General features: G+C 72.1%; 15 protein-coding genes and 2 pseudogenes. 13 read left to right on the top strand and 4 right to left on the bottom strand.

Annotated features, from left to right (window positions below):
- The first annotated feature begins 67 nt into the window (after positions 1-67).
- From G7075_RS20350 to G7075_RS22870, 6 genes and pseudogenes are all read left to right on the top strand, one after another.
- Positions 68-232, top strand: a complete 165-nt coding sequence (locus G7075_RS20350; protein WP_205860502.1) for an MmoB/DmpM family protein — start codon at positions 68-70, stop codon at positions 230-232.
- 113 nt (positions 233-345) lie between these two features.
- Positions 346-1851, top strand: a complete 1506-nt coding sequence (locus G7075_RS13210) for a YHS domain-containing protein (RefSeq protein ID WP_166122443.1) — start codon at positions 346-348, stop codon at positions 1849-1851.
- Between the two features lies 1 nt (position 1852).
- The gene (locus G7075_RS13205; RefSeq protein WP_166122441.1) at positions 1853-2179 is read left to right on the top strand and encodes a phenol hydroxylase subunit P4; all 327 of its coding nucleotides are present in this window, start codon (positions 1853-1855) and stop codon (positions 2177-2179) included.
- Positions 2180-2273: 94 nt separating this feature from the next.
- A complete protein-coding gene (locus G7075_RS13200; protein WP_166122439.1) occupies positions 2274-3368 on the top strand; it encodes an NADH:ubiquinone reductase (Na(+)-transporting) subunit F in 1095 nt (364 codons plus the stop codon).
- Between the two features lie 123 nt (positions 3369-3491).
- Positions 3492-4556 (top strand): annotated as a pseudogene (locus tag G7075_RS21325) (DUF222 domain-containing protein); the annotation flags it as partial.
- A complete protein-coding gene (locus tag G7075_RS22870) occupies positions 4454-4861 on the top strand; it encodes an HNH endonuclease (protein ID WP_371814242.1) in 408 nt (135 codons plus the stop codon). The pseudogene G7075_RS21325 and the gene G7075_RS22870, both read left to right, overlap by 103 nt.
- A gap of 199 nt (positions 4862-5060) precedes the next feature.
- Here the strand turns inward: G7075_RS22870 and G7075_RS13190 are convergent, their stop codons facing one another.
- The gene (locus G7075_RS13190; RefSeq protein WP_166122437.1) at positions 5061-5756 is read right to left on the bottom strand and encodes a hypothetical protein; all 696 of its coding nucleotides are present in this window, start codon (positions 5754-5756) and stop codon (positions 5061-5063) included.
- Between the two features lie 127 nt (positions 5757-5883).
- Here G7075_RS13190 and G7075_RS13185 point away from each other — a divergent pair, with 127 nt between their 5' ends.
- The gene (locus G7075_RS13185; protein ID WP_371814070.1) at positions 5884-6528 is read left to right on the top strand and encodes a TetR/AcrR family transcriptional regulator; all 645 of its coding nucleotides are present in this window, start codon (positions 5884-5886) and stop codon (positions 6526-6528) included.
- Positions 6529-6543: 15 nt separating this feature from the next.
- Here G7075_RS13185 and G7075_RS13180 read toward each other — a convergent pair whose 3' ends face one another.
- A complete protein-coding gene (locus G7075_RS13180) occupies positions 6544-7290 on the bottom strand; it encodes an IclR family transcriptional regulator (RefSeq protein WP_205860501.1) in 747 nt (248 codons plus the stop codon).
- Between the two features lie 94 nt (positions 7291-7384).
- Here G7075_RS13180 and G7075_RS13175 point away from each other — a divergent pair, with 94 nt between their 5' ends.
- A complete protein-coding gene (locus G7075_RS13175) occupies positions 7385-8191 on the top strand; it encodes an IclR family transcriptional regulator (protein WP_166122433.1) in 807 nt (268 codons plus the stop codon).
- 41 nt (positions 8192-8232) lie between these two features.
- On the opposite strand, the gene G7075_RS21320 is transcribed toward G7075_RS13175, so the two are convergent.
- On the bottom strand, positions 8233-8622 hold the full coding sequence (locus tag G7075_RS21320) for a hypothetical protein (RefSeq protein WP_240917606.1): 390 nt from the start codon (positions 8620-8622) through the stop codon (positions 8233-8235).
- A 122-nt stretch (positions 8623-8744) separates the two neighbouring features.
- On the opposite strand from G7075_RS21320, the gene G7075_RS21315 reads away from it, so the two are divergent.
- From G7075_RS21315 to G7075_RS13145, 5 genes and pseudogenes are all read left to right on the top strand, one after another.
- Positions 8745-9131 (top strand): fumarylacetoacetate hydrolase family protein, encoded by a 387-nt coding sequence (locus tag G7075_RS21315; protein ID WP_240917605.1) that lies wholly within the window; start codon positions 8745-8747, stop codon positions 9129-9131.
- A gap of 25 nt (positions 9132-9156) precedes the next feature.
- A pseudogene (locus G7075_RS13165) lies at positions 9157-10184 on the top strand (acetaldehyde dehydrogenase (acetylating)).
- A 149-nt stretch (positions 10185-10333) separates the two neighbouring features.
- Positions 10334-12034 (top strand): 4-hydroxy-2-oxovalerate aldolase, encoded by a 1701-nt coding sequence (gene dmpG, locus G7075_RS21310; protein WP_240917603.1) that lies wholly within the window; start codon positions 10334-10336, stop codon positions 12032-12034.
- A gap of 102 nt (positions 12035-12136) precedes the next feature.
- Positions 12137-12352 (top strand): tautomerase family protein, encoded by a 216-nt coding sequence (locus G7075_RS13150; protein ID WP_166122431.1) that lies wholly within the window; start codon positions 12137-12139, stop codon positions 12350-12352.
- A gap of 67 nt (positions 12353-12419) precedes the next feature.
- Complete coding sequence (locus G7075_RS13145) at positions 12420-13865, top strand: aldehyde dehydrogenase (protein ID WP_166122429.1); 1446 nt, start codon at positions 12420-12422, stop codon at positions 13863-13865.
- A 69-nt stretch (positions 13866-13934) separates the two neighbouring features.
- Here G7075_RS13145 and G7075_RS13140 read toward each other — a convergent pair whose 3' ends face one another.
- Positions 13935-14810 (bottom strand): SDR family oxidoreductase, encoded by an 876-nt coding sequence (locus G7075_RS13140; protein ID WP_166122427.1) that lies wholly within the window; start codon positions 14808-14810, stop codon positions 13935-13937.
- Between the last annotated feature and the right edge of the window lie 268 nt (positions 14811-15078).

Raw genomic sequence — 15078 nt, 5'->3', positions numbered from 1 at the left:
ACCGCTCCGTCGTCGAGGCCATCGAGTCGACGAACGACGGCTGCACCGTGCAGCACATCCCGGGATCGTGCGCATCACCGCACCCGGTCGCCTCGTCATCACCCGTGAGTCGGTCGAGGAGCGCCTCGGCCGCGAGTGGGAGACGCACGAGTTCCAGCTCGCCATCGTGAGCTACTTCGGGCACATCAAGGAATGGGATGACGACGAGATCGTCATCGCCTGGGACCACTGAGTCACCCCACGAAGTCCTCTGCTCGTACCTCGCTCCGGTACTTCGCGGGGACCCCGACCTCTTAGACAGGAAGTTGTCATGACGATCGCCCCAAGGCCCCGCGCAAGCTGACGATGAAGCAGCGCTACGAGGCGCTGACCCGAGACCTCGACTGGGAGCCGAGCTACGTTGCGAAGAGCGACGTGTTCCCGCACACCGAGTTCGAGGGCATCAAGATCCACGACTGGAGCAAGTGGGAGGACCCCTTCCGCCTCACGGTCGACGCCTACACGAAGTACCAGGCGGAGAAGGACAAGCGCCTCTACGCCGTGCTCGACGGGTTCGCCCAGAGCCAGGGCCACCTGACCCTGACCGAGGCCAGCTACCTCAACGCGATGAAGCTCTTCCTCCAGGGCGTCACGCCGCTGGAGTACCAGGCGCACCGCAACTTCGCCTACCTGGCCCGCCACCTCAACGGCCCCGGTCCCCGGTTCGCGGCCCTGTGCCAGTCGATCGACGAGATGCGCCACACGCAGACCGAGATCCACACGCTGTCGAACTACAACAAGTACTACGGCGGGTTCCACAACTACCTCGAGCAGCATGACCGGGTCTGGTACCTCTCGGTGCCGAAGTCGTTCTTCGACGACGCGCTGACGGCCGGCCCGTTCGAGTTCCTCATCGCCATCGGGTTCTCGTTCGAGTACCTGCTGACCAACCTGCTCTTCGTGCCGTTCATGTCGGGCGCCTCGTTCAACGGCGACCTGCCGACGATGACCTTCGGCTTCTCGGCGCAGTCCGACGAGTCGCGGCACATGACCCTCGGCCTCGAGGCGATCAAGTTCCTCCTCGAGCAGGACGAGGCGAACGTGCCGATCGTGCAGGCCTGGATCGACAAGTGGTTCTGGCGCGGGTACCGCGTCACGGCCCTCGTCGCCCAGATGCTCGACTACATGCTGCCGCGCAAGGTGATGAGCTGGAAGGAGGCCTTCGAGCTGTACTTCGAGGAGCAGATGCTCGGCGGCCTGTTCCAGGACCTCGCCTTCTACGGCATCACCCCGCCGAAGCACGTCGACGACGCCATCGCCGAGAAGGAGATCCTCTCGCACCAGGTGTACTGGACCCTCTACCAGTTCTCGCACGCGGCGGCCTTCACGACGACCTTCCCCGACGCCGACGCCCAGACCTGGCTGGCGGAGAACTACCCCGGCACGTTCGACAAGCTCTACAAGCCGCTGTGGGACAAGGAGGCTCGCAACCTCGAGAACGGTGGCCGGCACTTCGTCCGCGGCCTGCCGCAGCTGTGCCAGGTCTGCCAGATCCCGATGCTCTTCACCGAGCCCGACGACCCCACCACGCTCTGCCAGCGCGAGTCGGTGCACAACGGCGAGAAGTTCCAGACCTGCTCCAACGGGTGCCAGTGGATCTTCGAGCGCGAGCCGGAGAAGTACGTCCAGGCCTGGCTCCCCGTGCACCAGATCTACCAGGGCAACTGCGGCGGTCCGACGGTGCCGGACGTGCTCGCCTGGTACGGCATCCAGGAGGGCGACGGCGGCGAGTACAAGGGCTCGGTCGACGACACCAACTGGAAGTCGTGGCACAACGCCGCGGACCACTCGCACATCGGATCGGAGGCCTGACATGACCGTGAGGAGCATCGGTGCGTACGACTTCCCGTCGCGCTCGCGCCAGGAGCTGTACGGGGACGACCAGCTGGTCCACCTGTGGTTCCAGGAGAACCCGTGGTTCTGCGCCTCGGCGTGCTTCCGGGCCCCGAAGGCCATGACGTGGGGTGACTTCTGGAACGCCCTCGTCGTGCCCTTCGCCGAGGAGGACCCGGACTTCGACCCCGAGGCCCGCCGGGTCTTCACCCTGCACGGCGCCCAGTTCGAGCCGCGTGACGACCAGACCCTCGAGGAGATCGGCGTCGAGCACAAGGACGTCATCGGGATGCGCGTCCTCGTCTGAGGCCACCCACCGTCCACGTCGACCGCCGCGCCGGGGAACTCCCTGACCCAGCGCGGCGGCCGGCGTGGCACCACCGAACGGAGCACGACCCGCCATGACCGAGTCCCACACGATCACCGTCGAGCCGCTCGGCCGCGAGGTCGAGTGCCGTGAGGACCAGAGCATCCTCGACGCGTGCCTGCGCAGCGGGGTGTGGCTGCCCCACTCCTGCACCCACGGCACCTGTGCCACGTGCAAGGCCGACATCCTCGACGGCGAGGTCGACCACGGGGCGGCGAGCTCGTTCGCGCTGATGGACTACGAGCGCGACGAGGGGAAGCTGTTGCCCTGCACCGCGACCCCGCGCTCGGACGTGACCATCGAGGCGGACATCGACATCGACGAGTCCATCGAGATCTTCCCGGTCCAGGACTACTCGGCGACGGTCGTCGAGCTCGACGAGGTCGCGCGGGACACCGTGCGCCTCGTCGTCGAGCTGGACCGCGAGATCGGCTTCAACGCCGGGCAGTACCTCAAGTTCCAGGTGCCGGCCCGCGACGGGCTGCCGACCGTCGACCGCACCTGGTCGATCGCGTCGCCGCCCAGCGAGCGGCGGCGGCTGGAGTTCCACGTCCGGCGCGTCCCGGGTGGCCGCGGGACCGACGGCTGGGTGTTCGGCGGGCTGTCGGTCGGCGACGCCGTGTCGGTGTCCGGTCCGTACGGGCGCTTCGTGCTCAAGACCGGGGACGACCGGCACGCCGTGCTCGTGGGCGGCGGCACCGGTCTGGCCCCTCTGAAGTCGATGGTCCGGCACGCGCTGGAGGACGGCGCCTACGCCGGGCACCTGACGCTCTACCAGGGCGCGCGGACGCGGGAGTGGCTCTACGACGTCGAGTACTTCCGTTCCCTCGCAGCACGGTTCCCGGAGCAGTTCACCTACCGGCCCTGCCTGTCGGAGGAGACGGCGGAGGACAGCGGCGACGACGCCGGCGCCTTCGGCTTCGGCATGGTCACCGACGTTATCGCCGCCGACCACGAGACCCTGGGCGGGTGCTCGGGGTACCTCTGCGGTCCGCCACCGATGGTCGAGGCCGCGCTCAGGACGTTGATGGGCAAGCGCCTCTTCCCGCGCGACATCCACCGCGAGGAGTTCTTCAACGAGTCCGACAAGGAGTCGGGCGCGGTTCGCTCGCCCCTCATCAAGCGCTGACGGCTCTCCGGTTCGGCCGTCGTCGCCGCGTCGGTCGTCCACAGGCTGTGGCCGCTCGGGTGGTTGTCCACAGGTGGTCGTCGGGGTCGGGGGACTGTCGGTGGGCGGTGCCAGAATGGCGGCATGTCAACCGGGACAGCCGAACTCGCGCAGCGTAGGTCCGCCCTGGAGGCTGCGCGGGCGGTGCTGGCCGGGTTCGGTGACGCCCTGCCGGCGGCCTCGGGTGCGGAGCTGGCCGAGGTGCTGGCCCTCGTCGACACCGTGGCCGCGCTGGCCTCCGCGGCGCGGGTGGCCCTGGCCGTGGAGGCGACCGGGCGTGGCGAGGTCGCCGGTGGGGAGGTCGCCGCGTGGCTGCGCGAGAACGCGCCCTCCCTCCGGCAGGGCGGCGCGGCGTCGGTGGCCCGGGTCGCGCTCGAGGTGTGCGCGGCGGGGTCGGGCCTGACCCGTCGCGAGCCCGACCCGGGGTGCCCGGTCGGGCTGGTGTGGGCCGCGGTCCGCGAGTGCTGGCTCGAGGCCGGTACCGCGTGCTCGGTGCTCCGTGAGGTCGACCGGGTCCGGCCGCTGGTGCGTGACGACGTCCTCCCGGCGGTCACCGAGGCGCTGGTCGACCTGGCCGCCGGGCAGGGGGCGAGCGTGATGCGCCGGTTGCGGCCGGCCCTGCTCGCCCGCTACGGACGCGACGGGGTGTTCGAGGACCTGAACGCCCGGCTCGCCGCAGCAGCCCGGCTCTCGATGCCGCGGGTCGAGTCCGGCGACCTCACCGAGTACCAGCTGTCCATGACCCCCGAACAGGCCGCCACCCTCGAGGCCGCCATCGGCCCCCTGTCCGCGCCGGCCCCGAACGCCGAGACCGGGGAAGCCGACCTGCGCCCGGCCGGGCAACGCCGTGTCGAGGCCCTCACCGAGATCTGCCGGGGAGTGGGCGGGGGTGCCGGTGCCGCCGGAGCCACCGACCTCGGCGCGGCCGCGACCCTGCACGTCACCGTGAGCCTGGCCGACCTGCGGGCGGGCACCGGCGCGGGCGAGGTCCTCGACACCACCGCCGACGGCACCCTCCTGGGCCCCGAGACCCTGCGCCGGCTCGCCTGCGACGCCGCACTGGTCCCGCACGTCCTCGGCACCGCGGACGAACCGCTGACCATCGGCCGGGTCCTGCGCCTCTTCAGCCGCGCCCAACGACGCCACCTCACCCTGCGCGACCGCGGCTGCACCTTCCCGGCTGCACCGCCCCCGCCGCCTGGGCGCGGGCGCACCACGTCCGGCACTGGGTCGACGGTGGAGCGACCGACGTCGCCAACGCCGCGTTGCTGTGCCAGCGCCACCACACCACCGTCCACCGGCGGCGCCTCTGGGCCACCGTCTCGGCCACACCCGACCAGCACGGCCGGTACGTCGTCTGGGACCTCACCGACGGCTCCTACGACCGAGCCCTCGCCGCCCTCCCTCCACCGGTGCCACCCACGCGGCCACTCGCCCCACCACACGCCGCCTGAGGTGTGCCCCGCACCCGACCGCGTGCTCAGCGCGCAGCAGGCGGAAGCCAGGGTCCGCGTCCATGCCCGGGGTCGCACGCGCAACCCCGACGGGGTCGACAGCGAACCGTTCGAGGAGTACCTCGTCCAGCTGTGGCCGGCGCCGCACACCGCCCCCCGGACCATCCGAGAGCCATCCTGACCACGACGAAGGTCAGGGTCACGAGCGAAGGAGGCGCACCCCGGTCGCGACCATCCAGACGAGCCAGGCGGCAAACCCCACGAGGCCGACGAAGACCAGCGGGGAGCCGTCGGCGATCGCGAGGTTGCCGACCCCCGCCGCGAGCAACAGGCCCCCGCCCGCCAGCCCGAGCGTGCGCTGCCACGGCGGGGTCAAGCCACTCGCGTGAGCCGCGAGGGCGGTTCCCGCGAACGTGGCGCCGAGCATCGGCAGCGCCAACCCGAACGCCGCCGCGTGGACCTGCCAGACCAGCTCGACGACGGGGGTCGGCTCGGTCAGGTCCCCGGCGGAGAGGGCCAGCCCCACCTGGAGGACGTTGACGAGCACGAACACCGCGGCCAGCGCCGCGGCCGAGGCCACGGCGAGCGACGACCAGTCGGCGCCGGCTCCACCGCGCCGCGTCACGAGGCCGTGCAGACGCGTCACGAACACCATGAGCAGCGGCAGGTAGAGGGCCACGAGCCCGGACGCGATGGCGACCGCGCCCCTGTGATCCGCGTAGTAGGCCAGGACCTCCTCGACCGGGTCGGCGAAGCTGCGCGCACCGGTCGCGGCGAGCACGACGTTCTCGGTCAGCACGGCCGCCGCGACGGCCAGGGCCGCCAGGCCGGCGGGGCGGCCTCGCCCCCGGACATCCGTGGACGGTGGCGGGGCGGTGCTCTGCGTCGTGCTCATCCTCATGGCTCCTCGGCAGGCGATGTTCGTACACCGTACGTCGTACGCCGTACCATCGCAGTACGGCGTACGGTTGTCAACCGATCGAGGGAGCAGGGGACCGACCCCGGGAAGGAGCATCGCCGAGGTGGCATCCGAGGGGCTGAGCAGGGAGCTGGTCGTCGAGGCGGCGGTGCGGCTGGCCGACCGCGAAGGGGTCGAGGGGCTGAGCATGCGCCGCCTGGCGACCGCGCTCGGCGCCGGCGCGATGTCGCTCTACCACTACGTGGCGAGCAGGGACCAGCTGCTCGACGCGATGGTCGACGTCGTCTTCGCGGAGATCGAGCTCCCGCCCGAGGGCACCGACTGGCAGGCGGCGATGCGGCGGAGGTCGGAGTCGGCCCGGGACGTCCTGGCGCGCCACCCCTGGTCGATCGGCCTGCTGGACTCCCGGACGGCACCCGGGCCCGCGCACCTGCGCCACCGCGAGGCGGTCACCGCCTGCCTGAGGAGGGCGGGCTTCTCGGTGGTCATGGCCACGCACGCCCAGTGGATGCTCGACGGGTACGTCTACGGGTTCGCCCTGCAGTCCTCCAGCCTGCCGTTCGACACCCCGGACGAGTTCGCGGACGTGACCGGCGAGGTCCTCCTGCCCCGGCTCCCGGAGGCCGAGTACCCCTACCTCAACGAGTCCGCCATCGCCCTGCTGGCCGCCGACTACGACCCGTCGCAGGAGTTCACGTTCGGCCTCGACCTCGTCCTCGCCGCCCTCGAGCCACTGCGGACCACCTAGGGACTCCGCCGACGCTCAGAGGCCGGACTCGCGCAGCACCCGGCTGAGGGTGAAGGCGGCGGTGCGCACGGCCGGCCCGAGTGTCCCGGGGTCGACCGCGGCGGTGAGACCGGTGACCGAGAGGCCGGCCCGCACCTTGTGGTTGGCACCGAACACCGGCGCGGCGACGCACGAGACGCCGAGGTTGCCCTCCTCGAGGTCGAGGGCCATCCCGCTCGAGCGGATCTTGCGCAGCTCGGCCGTGAGCCCGCCCGGCGTGACGATGGTGCGCGGTGTGAGCCGGGGGAGGCCGGCCTCGATCCGCGCGCGCACGGTCGCCGCGGAGCTGTACGCGAGGATCGCCTTCCCGACCCCGGTGGCGTGCGCCGGCACCCGGCCGCCGGTGCGTGAGGCGATGTCGACGCCGATCTCGCCGAGGATCTCGAGGTAGACGACGTCGACCCCCTCGAGCACCGCGAGGTGGATGCGCTGTCGCGTCGCGGCCCGCAGGTCCTCCATGACCGGGAGCGCGGCATCGGAGAGGGTCCGGTGCGCGGGCACGAGCTCGCCGCGCTCGAAGAGCCACATGCCGAGCCGGTAGCCCTCGACGGGGGAGCCGGGCTCGGTGCGCTCGAGGACGCGCAGCCCGACCAGCTCGCCGACGATGCGGTGCACGGTCGTCTTCGGCAGCCCGGTGCGACGGGCCAGCTCGGCCAGACCGAGCGACGGCGACCGGTGGTCGAAGACGCCGACGACCGCCGCGGCCCGTGCGAGGAGGCTCACAGGCGGATCGTTCCGCTGAGTGGAACGCATACGTTGATCGAACCACGTCGCCGGCCTCACTGTCATCCCAGTGCAGAGGGCAAGGGAGCCGAGCATGTCGATCGTCGCGCAGGAACAGGCGTGGTGCGCCAGCACCCCGAAGCGGACGTCCCCGGACGACCCCCACGGCTCGGGGCTGAAGTCGGTCGGCAGCGCCCTCGACGTCCTCGAGTGCTTCGCGACCGACGGTGAGCTCGGCGTCTCCGACATCGCCCGCCGCCTCGGGGTCGCCAAGTCCACCGCACACCGCCTGCTGCAGACCCTGGCCAGCCGCGGCTTCGTCGAGCAGGACGCCCAGGGCCAGTACCGCCTCGGCATCCACCTCTACGAGCTCGGCGCCCTCGCGCTGGCCCGCAACGAGCTGCGCCACGTGGCCCTGCCGTTCCTGCGCCAGCTCGCCTCGGTCACCGGGCTGACGGTCAACATGGCCGTGCCGGACGGGGCGGACATCGTCTTCGTGGAGCGCATCGAGAACAGCGACGGCCTGCGCATCCTCGGGCACTTCGGCCGGCGGCTACCCGCGCACACGACGAGCAGCGGCAAGGCCATCGCCGCCTGGAACCACGAGCTCGACACCGCCCGTCGGCGGGCCGGCTTCCCGCCGCGGGTCAGCAAGACCGTTCGCGCGGAACCGGACTGGGACCGATGCCTCGACGCTGTGCGGCGGGTCGGGTACGCCGTCTCGCACAGCGAGTCCTTCGACGGCGCCCCCTCCGTCGCGGTCCCGATCATGCTGCGCCGCCAGGCCGTGGCCTCGGTGTCGGTCTTCGGTCCGACCGAGACCATCGAGCCGCAGGTCGACCGGCTCGTGCCGGTGCTCGTCGCCGCCAGCCGCCGGATCGCGCGCGCCCACGGCGGCTGACCCGCCACGGCGCCCGACGCACGGCGACCCCCGACGACCCACTACGACCCACCACGACGTTCCCGGGAGCGGAACGGCGTGGGTGGCCGCAGGACCACTGTCCGTACCGTCGGGGTGGATGCCCCGCGCCCACCACCCCCAGCCCGGAAGGACCGCCCGTGGACGACCAGACCCGGTCCCGCGTCGCCGCCGAGCTGCTCGCCGCCTACGACACCAAGGCGCCGCTCGAGCCGCTCACCGCGACCCACGAGGGCATGACCCTCGAGGACGCCTACGCGATCCAGCAGCTCCAGATCCGGGAGCGGCTCGCCGGCGGACGCGTCGTCCAGGGCCACAAGGTCGGCCTGACGAGCGCCGCGATGCAGCGTCTGCTCGGCGTCACCGAGCCCGACTACGGCCACCTCCTCGACGACTTCTTCCACCTCGAGCACGCGCCGATCCCGGTGTCGGACTTCCTCCAGCCGCGGGTCGAGCCCGAGGTCGCCTTCGTCCTCGAGAAGCCGCTGAGGGCCCGGGCGTCACCGTCCACGAGGCGCTGCGGGCCGTCGACTTCGTGCTGCCCGCCCTCGAGATCGTCGACAGCCGCATCCGCGACTGGACGATCGGGCTCTACGACACCATCGCCGACAACGCCAGCTCGGGTGCGGTGGTCCTCGGCTCCACGCCCACCGACGTCGGCGCGGTCGACCTGCGCCTCGCCGGAGCCACGTTCCACCGCAACGGGGTCGTCATCGGCACCGGCGCCGGCGGGGCCGTCCTCGGCTCGCCGCTCAACTCCCTCGTCTGGCTGGCCAACACGGTCGGCGCGCGCGGCGTCACCCTCGAGGCCGGCCACGTCGTCCTCCCCGGTGCCGTCTGCGCGATGGCCCCCGTCGCCGCCGGCGACGTCTTCACCGCGACGTTCGCCGGGCTCGGCAGCGTCACCGCCCGCTTCGCCTGACCCCTCCGACCGCTCGAGGAGCGCCATGTCCACCACCGCCAGGACCAAGGGCACCGCCGCCATCGTCGGACCCGGCAACATCGGCACCGACCTGATGTTCAAGCTGATGCGCCGCAGCGACGTCATCGAGCCGCGGTACATGATCGGCGTCGACCCGGCGTCGGACGGCCTGCGTCGTGCGGCGTCCGTCGGGCTCGAGGCCAGCGCCGAGGGCGTCGACTGGCTGCTCGCCCAGGACGAGCTGCCCGACGTCGTCTTCGAGTGCACGTCGGCCAAGGCGCACGAGGCCAACGCCCCGCGCTACGCGGAGGCCGGCATCCTCGCGGTCGACCTGACGCCGGCCGCCGTCGGGCCCTACCTCTGCCCGCCGGTCAACCTCGACTTCAACCTCGACGCGACGAACGTCAACATGATCACCTGCGGCGGCCAGGCGACGACCCCGATGGTCAAGGCCATCTCCTCGGTCGTGCCGGTGCCGTACGCCGAGATCGTCGCGAGCATCTCCAGCAGGTCGGCCGGCCCGGGGACTCGGGCCAACATCGACGAGTTCACCGAGACGACGTCCGAGGCGCTGCAGGTCGTCGGGGGTGCCGAGCGCGGCAAGGCCATCGTCATCCTCAACCCCGTCGAGCCGCCGCTCATGATGCGCAACTCGGTGTTCTGCGCGATCCCGCCGGAGGCCGGCGAGCCCGGTCCGCTGCAGGACCGGCTGCTCGCGTCGATCCACGCGATGGTCGCCGAGGTGCAGGACTACGTGCCGGGCTACCACCTGCGGGCCGAGCCCCAGTTCGACCCCGCCCGCGAGCTCTGGCAGGGATGGCGCGGGTCTTCGTGCCCATCGAGGTCAAGGGACGGGGCGACTACCTGCCCGACTACGCCGGCAACCTCGACATCATCACGGCCGCCGCGGCCCGGGTCGGCGACATCATGGTCGCCCACCGGCTCGGCGTCGCCTCCACCTGGAAGTCGTCGGCCGCCCTCGGCGACACCCCCGACCCGCTCGTCGCCGTCGGCGCCGCCGCCCACGCCGACGCCCAGAAGGCAGGAGTCTGAGCCATGGGTGACATGACCATCCGCCCCGAGGACGCCCCCGTCGTCACGCACGAGGTCACCGAGTCCGAGGTCCTCGCCCACACCCCGCGCGGGGTGGCGAGACCGACCTGCGGATCACTGACTCGACGCTGCGCGACGGCTCGCACGCGATGCAGCACCAGTTCACCGAGGAGCAGGTGCGCGGCGTCGTGCACGCCCTCGACGCGGCCGGCGTGCAGGTCATCGAGGTGTCGCACGGCGACGGCCTCGGCGGGTCGAGCTTCAACTACGGCTTCTCCAAGGTCGACGAGATGAAGCTCATCGCCGCCGCGGTCGACGAGGCCACCCGGGCCAAGATCGCGATCCTCATGCTCCCCGGCCTCGGCACGCTGCACGACCTGCGGAACGCCCACGCGGCCGGCGCCTCGGTCGCCCGCATCGCGACGCACTGCACCGAGGCCGACGTCTCGATCCAGCACTTCGGCGCGGCCCGGGCGCTCGGGATGGAGACCGTGGGCTTCCTCATGCTCAGCCACAAGGCGTCACCGGCGACGTTGGCCCAGCAGGCGCGGATCATGGTCGACGCGGGCGCGCAGTGCGTCTACGTCGTCGACTCCGCCGGTGCGCTCGTGCTCACCGACGCCCAGGAGCGCATCACGGCGGTCATCGACGAGATCGGCCAAGAGGCCCAGGTCGGCTTCCACGGCCACCAGAACCTCAGCCTCGGAATCGCCAACTCGGTTCTCGCGCACCAGGCCGGGGCCCTGCAGATCGACGGCGCGCTGTGCGCCCTCGGTGCCGGCGCCGGCAACAGCCCGACCGAGGTCCTCGCCGCGACCTTCGAGCGGATGGGCATCCGCACCGGCATCGACCTCGGCGAGGTGCTCTCCGCCGCCGAGGACGTCGTCCGGCCGTTCATCCCGCGCCTGCCGTGGATGGACCGCAGCTCGATCACCCAGGGCTACGCCGGCGTGTACAGCTCCTTCCTCCTGCACGCCGAGCGGGCCGCCGAGCGCTACGACGTGCCGGCCCACGAGATCCTCACCAAGGTCGGTGAGTACGGGTACGTCGGCGGCCAGGAGGACATGATCATCGACATCGCCCTGCAGCTCGCCGAGGAGAAGCACCAGCTGCTCGAGCTGGGCGACCTCGCCGGGATGGGGTCCGCTGATGGCCGGTGCGCCTTCGGGGGCTGGACGGTCGAGTCCGTTGCCGCAGAGCTGCTCGCCTGCGAGGACGAGCGCCGCGAGCGTGAGCCCTTCACCGACGAGTGGCCCGGGCTCGACCTCGACACCGGGTACGCCGTCCAGGACCTCACCCTGCAGAAGAGGATCGAGCGCGGCGAGAAGCTCATCGGCGTCAAGCTCGGGCTGACCAGCCGGGCCAAGCAGCAGCGGATGGGTGTGCACTTCCCGTTCGTCGCGTGGCTGACCGACGCGATGGTGCTGCCCGTCGGCGACCCCGTGCCGCAGGGCCGGCTCATCCACCCGCGGATCGAGCCGGAGATCGTCTTCCTCATGGGCGAGCGGCTCGAGGGTCCGGGGGTCACCTGTGCGCAGGCGATGTCCGCGGTCGAGTCGGTCTGGGGCGGCGCAGAGGTCATCGACAGCCGCTACAAGGACTTCCGCTTCACCGCCGGTGACGTCGCCGCCGACAACGCCTCGTCCGGGGCGTTCGTCACCGGTCCGGTCGGTGTCCCCCGGCCGACCTCGACCTCTCGCTCGAGGCGGTCCTCGTCGAGGTCGGCGGGGTCGTCACCGACTCGGCGACCGGTGCGGCGGTCCAGGGGCACCCCGGCGAGGCGCTGGCCCTGGCCGCCAACGACCTGGCCCGGCGCGGCCACGCCATCGAGGCGGGCTGGATCGTGCTGACCGGTGGGATGACCGACGCGGTCTTCGCACCGCCGGGGTCGAGCACCGCGCTGCACTTCACGAACCTCGGCTCGGTCTTCCTCAACGGCGGGGAGGCCTGACGTGCCGCTCATCGAGGTGACGATGGCCGAGGGCCGCACGCCGCAGCAGGTCCGCACCCTCATCTCCGCGCTCACCCGGGCCACGGCCGAGTCCGTCGACGCGCCCGTCGAGAGCATCCGGGTCGTCGTCCGTGAGGTGCCCCTGACGCACTGGGCCGCCGGAGACGTCACGATCGCCGAGCGCCGAGGAGCCCCCGACCCGCGCGACTCCGCCTGAGCCGCAACCCCGTCCACGCCGGCACGGACGCCGGCACCTCCGACCACAGCACCCCCGAGGCGATCCCATGAGCGAGCTCCAGTTCTTCGGCCACATCATCGACAACGAGGAGGTCGAGTCGATCGACGGCCGCCGCTTCGACGTGTGGAACCCGTGGACCCGCGAGGTGTGGGCGCAGGCGGCCGAGGCCTCCGAGAAGGACGCCGAGCGCGCCGTCGTCAGCGCGCGCAAGGCCTTCGACGAGGGCCCGTGGCCGCGGATGGGACGGGTCGAGCGGGCTGCGGCCATCCACCGCCTCGCCGACCTCATGGAGGAGCGCGCCGACGACCTCGCCCGCCTCGACGCCACGAACATGGGCAAGCCGTTCGCCCAGGCGAAGCACGACGTCGCGCGGTCGGTCTGGAACTTCCGGTTCTTCGCCGACCACCAGCGCGACGCCGTCGGCGAGGTCTACCCGATGGACTCCGGCCACCACACCTACAGCGAGTTCGGGCCCGCCGGGGTCGTCGCCGCCATCAGCCCGTGGAACTTCCCGCTGATGATGGCCTCGTGGAAGATCGCACCGGCGATCGCCTGGGGCAACACGTGCATCATCAAGCCGTCGGAGGACACCCCGGCGTCGGTGACGATGCTCGGCCGGCTGGCCGTCGAGGCCGGCTTCCCGCCCGGTGTGCTCAACGTCGTCAACGGCTACGGCGCCCCCGCCGGGGCGGCCCTGACCGGCGACGACCGGGTCGACCGGGTGACCTTCACCGGGTCCTCGACGACGGGCAAGCACGTGATGGCCTCGGCGGCGACGCACCTCGCCCCGGTGTCGCTCGAGCTCGGGGGCAAGGGCGCCAACGTCGTCTTCGAGGACGCCGACCTCGACAACGCCGTGTACTGGGCGGTCGAGGCGATCTTCCGCAACGCCGGCCAGATCTGCCTGGCGGGGTCGCGGCTGTTCGTCCACTCCTCGATCTACGACACCTTCATGGAGCGCTTCGTCGCGGCGGCCGAGGCGCTGACCATCGGCGACCCGTTCGACCCGGCGACGAGGTTCTCCTCGCTCGCGAGCAAGCGGCACTACGACAAGGTCGTGTCCTACGTCGAGTCGGCCGAGGCCCTCGGCGGGACCATACGCACCGGCGGTGTGGCAGAGGATGGTTCGTGGCTCGTGCGGCCGACCATCATCGACGGTCTCGCGCTCGACGCCGCGCCGTACTGCGAGGAGATCTTCGGCCCGGTGTGCGTCGTCAACTCCTTCGACACCGAGGACGAGGTCGTCCACCTCGCCAACGACACCCGCTACGGCCTCAATGCGATGCTCTTCACCGAGAACCTCTCGCGGGCGCACCGGGTGTCCTCGAGGCTGCGTGCCGGCACCGTGTGGGTCAACTGCTTCTTCATCCGCGACCTGCGCACGCCGTTCGGCGGCGTCGGCGACTCCGGGGTCGGGCGCGAGGGCGGCAACTTCTCGCGTGAGTTCTTCACCGAGCCCAAGGCCGTCGTCATGCAGATCGACCGCGGCTGACCCGCCCCACGTGGGGCGGCGCGGGTGCGGGGGTCGAGCACCCCGCGCCGCGCCGCGGTCTGAGGGCGGTCAGCCGGCCGGGACGGCCTCCCGCACCGGGGCACCGGTGGTGGCGGCGATGGCGGCGGCGGTGACGGTGGTGGTGGGCACGGCGTCGTGCCACGCCCACACGTCGTCGCCCCGCAGCACGACGTCCGAGCCGCCGTCGACGTAGATCGTCTGGCCGCAGACGTGCGTGTTCTCCTCGGAGACCAGCCACGCGAGGAGCGCGGCGACCTGCTCGGGCTCGAGGTAGCCGTTCAGCGGCATCGGGACCGCCGCCGCGAGGCCCGCCCGTCCCGCGTCGGTCGCGATCATGTCGGCGACCATCGGCGTCCGGACGATGCCGGGGCCCACGGCGTTGAGCGGGATGCCGGCCCCGGCCCACCGCGACGTCGGCGCCTCGCGGCGCACCCAGCGCGAGAGGGCCCGCTTGCTCGAGGGGTACAGCACCGCGCCGGCCTCCGGTCCCTGCGCCTCGAGGTCGGTGGCGATGGCCAGCGCCAGGTCCTCGTCGCCCGCGAGGCAGGCCTCGACGAGCGGGGCGTGCACGGGCATGAGGGTGGCCATCGACGAGGTCGCGACGGCCCGGGGTGCGCGCGAGCACGCAAGGGCCGGGCGCAGGCCGTCGAGCAGGGCGACGGTGCCGAAGTGGTTGACGGCGACGGTGGCCGCCACGGGCAGGGCGAGACCGGCGTTGGCGACGATGCCGTCGAGCCGGCCCCCGGCCTCGTCGAGCACCCCCTCGACCGCCTCCTCACGACCTCGCGGTGTCGAGAGGTCGGCGACGACGTCCCCGGAGCGGACGTCGACCCCGATGACCCGGTGGCCCCGGCGACGCAGGAGGGCGGCGGTGGCCTGCCCGATCCCCGACGCGGATCCGGTGACTGCGTACGTGCGTGTCATGGCGTCCTCGGCTCTGTGCGGACGGCCACGGGCGGGGAGCCCGTGGCTCCACCCCCCACGCTAGGAGCGACGGGTCCGCGCGGCGGGTGGAGGCGGCGCGCGTCACATGTCCCGTGCGTCACGTCCGGCCTGCGCCCGCCCCCTCCGCGAACGTGTGTGAAGACCGTCGGCATTTGGACGTTCTTCACACACGTTCGCGGTCCGGGCGGGCGGGCGGTCGGGGCGGTCCGGGGCGGCGGCGGTGGCCCGGTCGGGGATGATGGGCGCG

Source organism: Phycicoccus sp. HDW14 (genome assembly GCF_011383005.1).
Classification (GTDB): Bacteria; Actinomycetota; Actinomycetes; order Actinomycetales; family Dermatophilaceae; genus Phycicoccus.
This window is presented reverse-complemented; position numbering and strand designations above follow the sequence as displayed.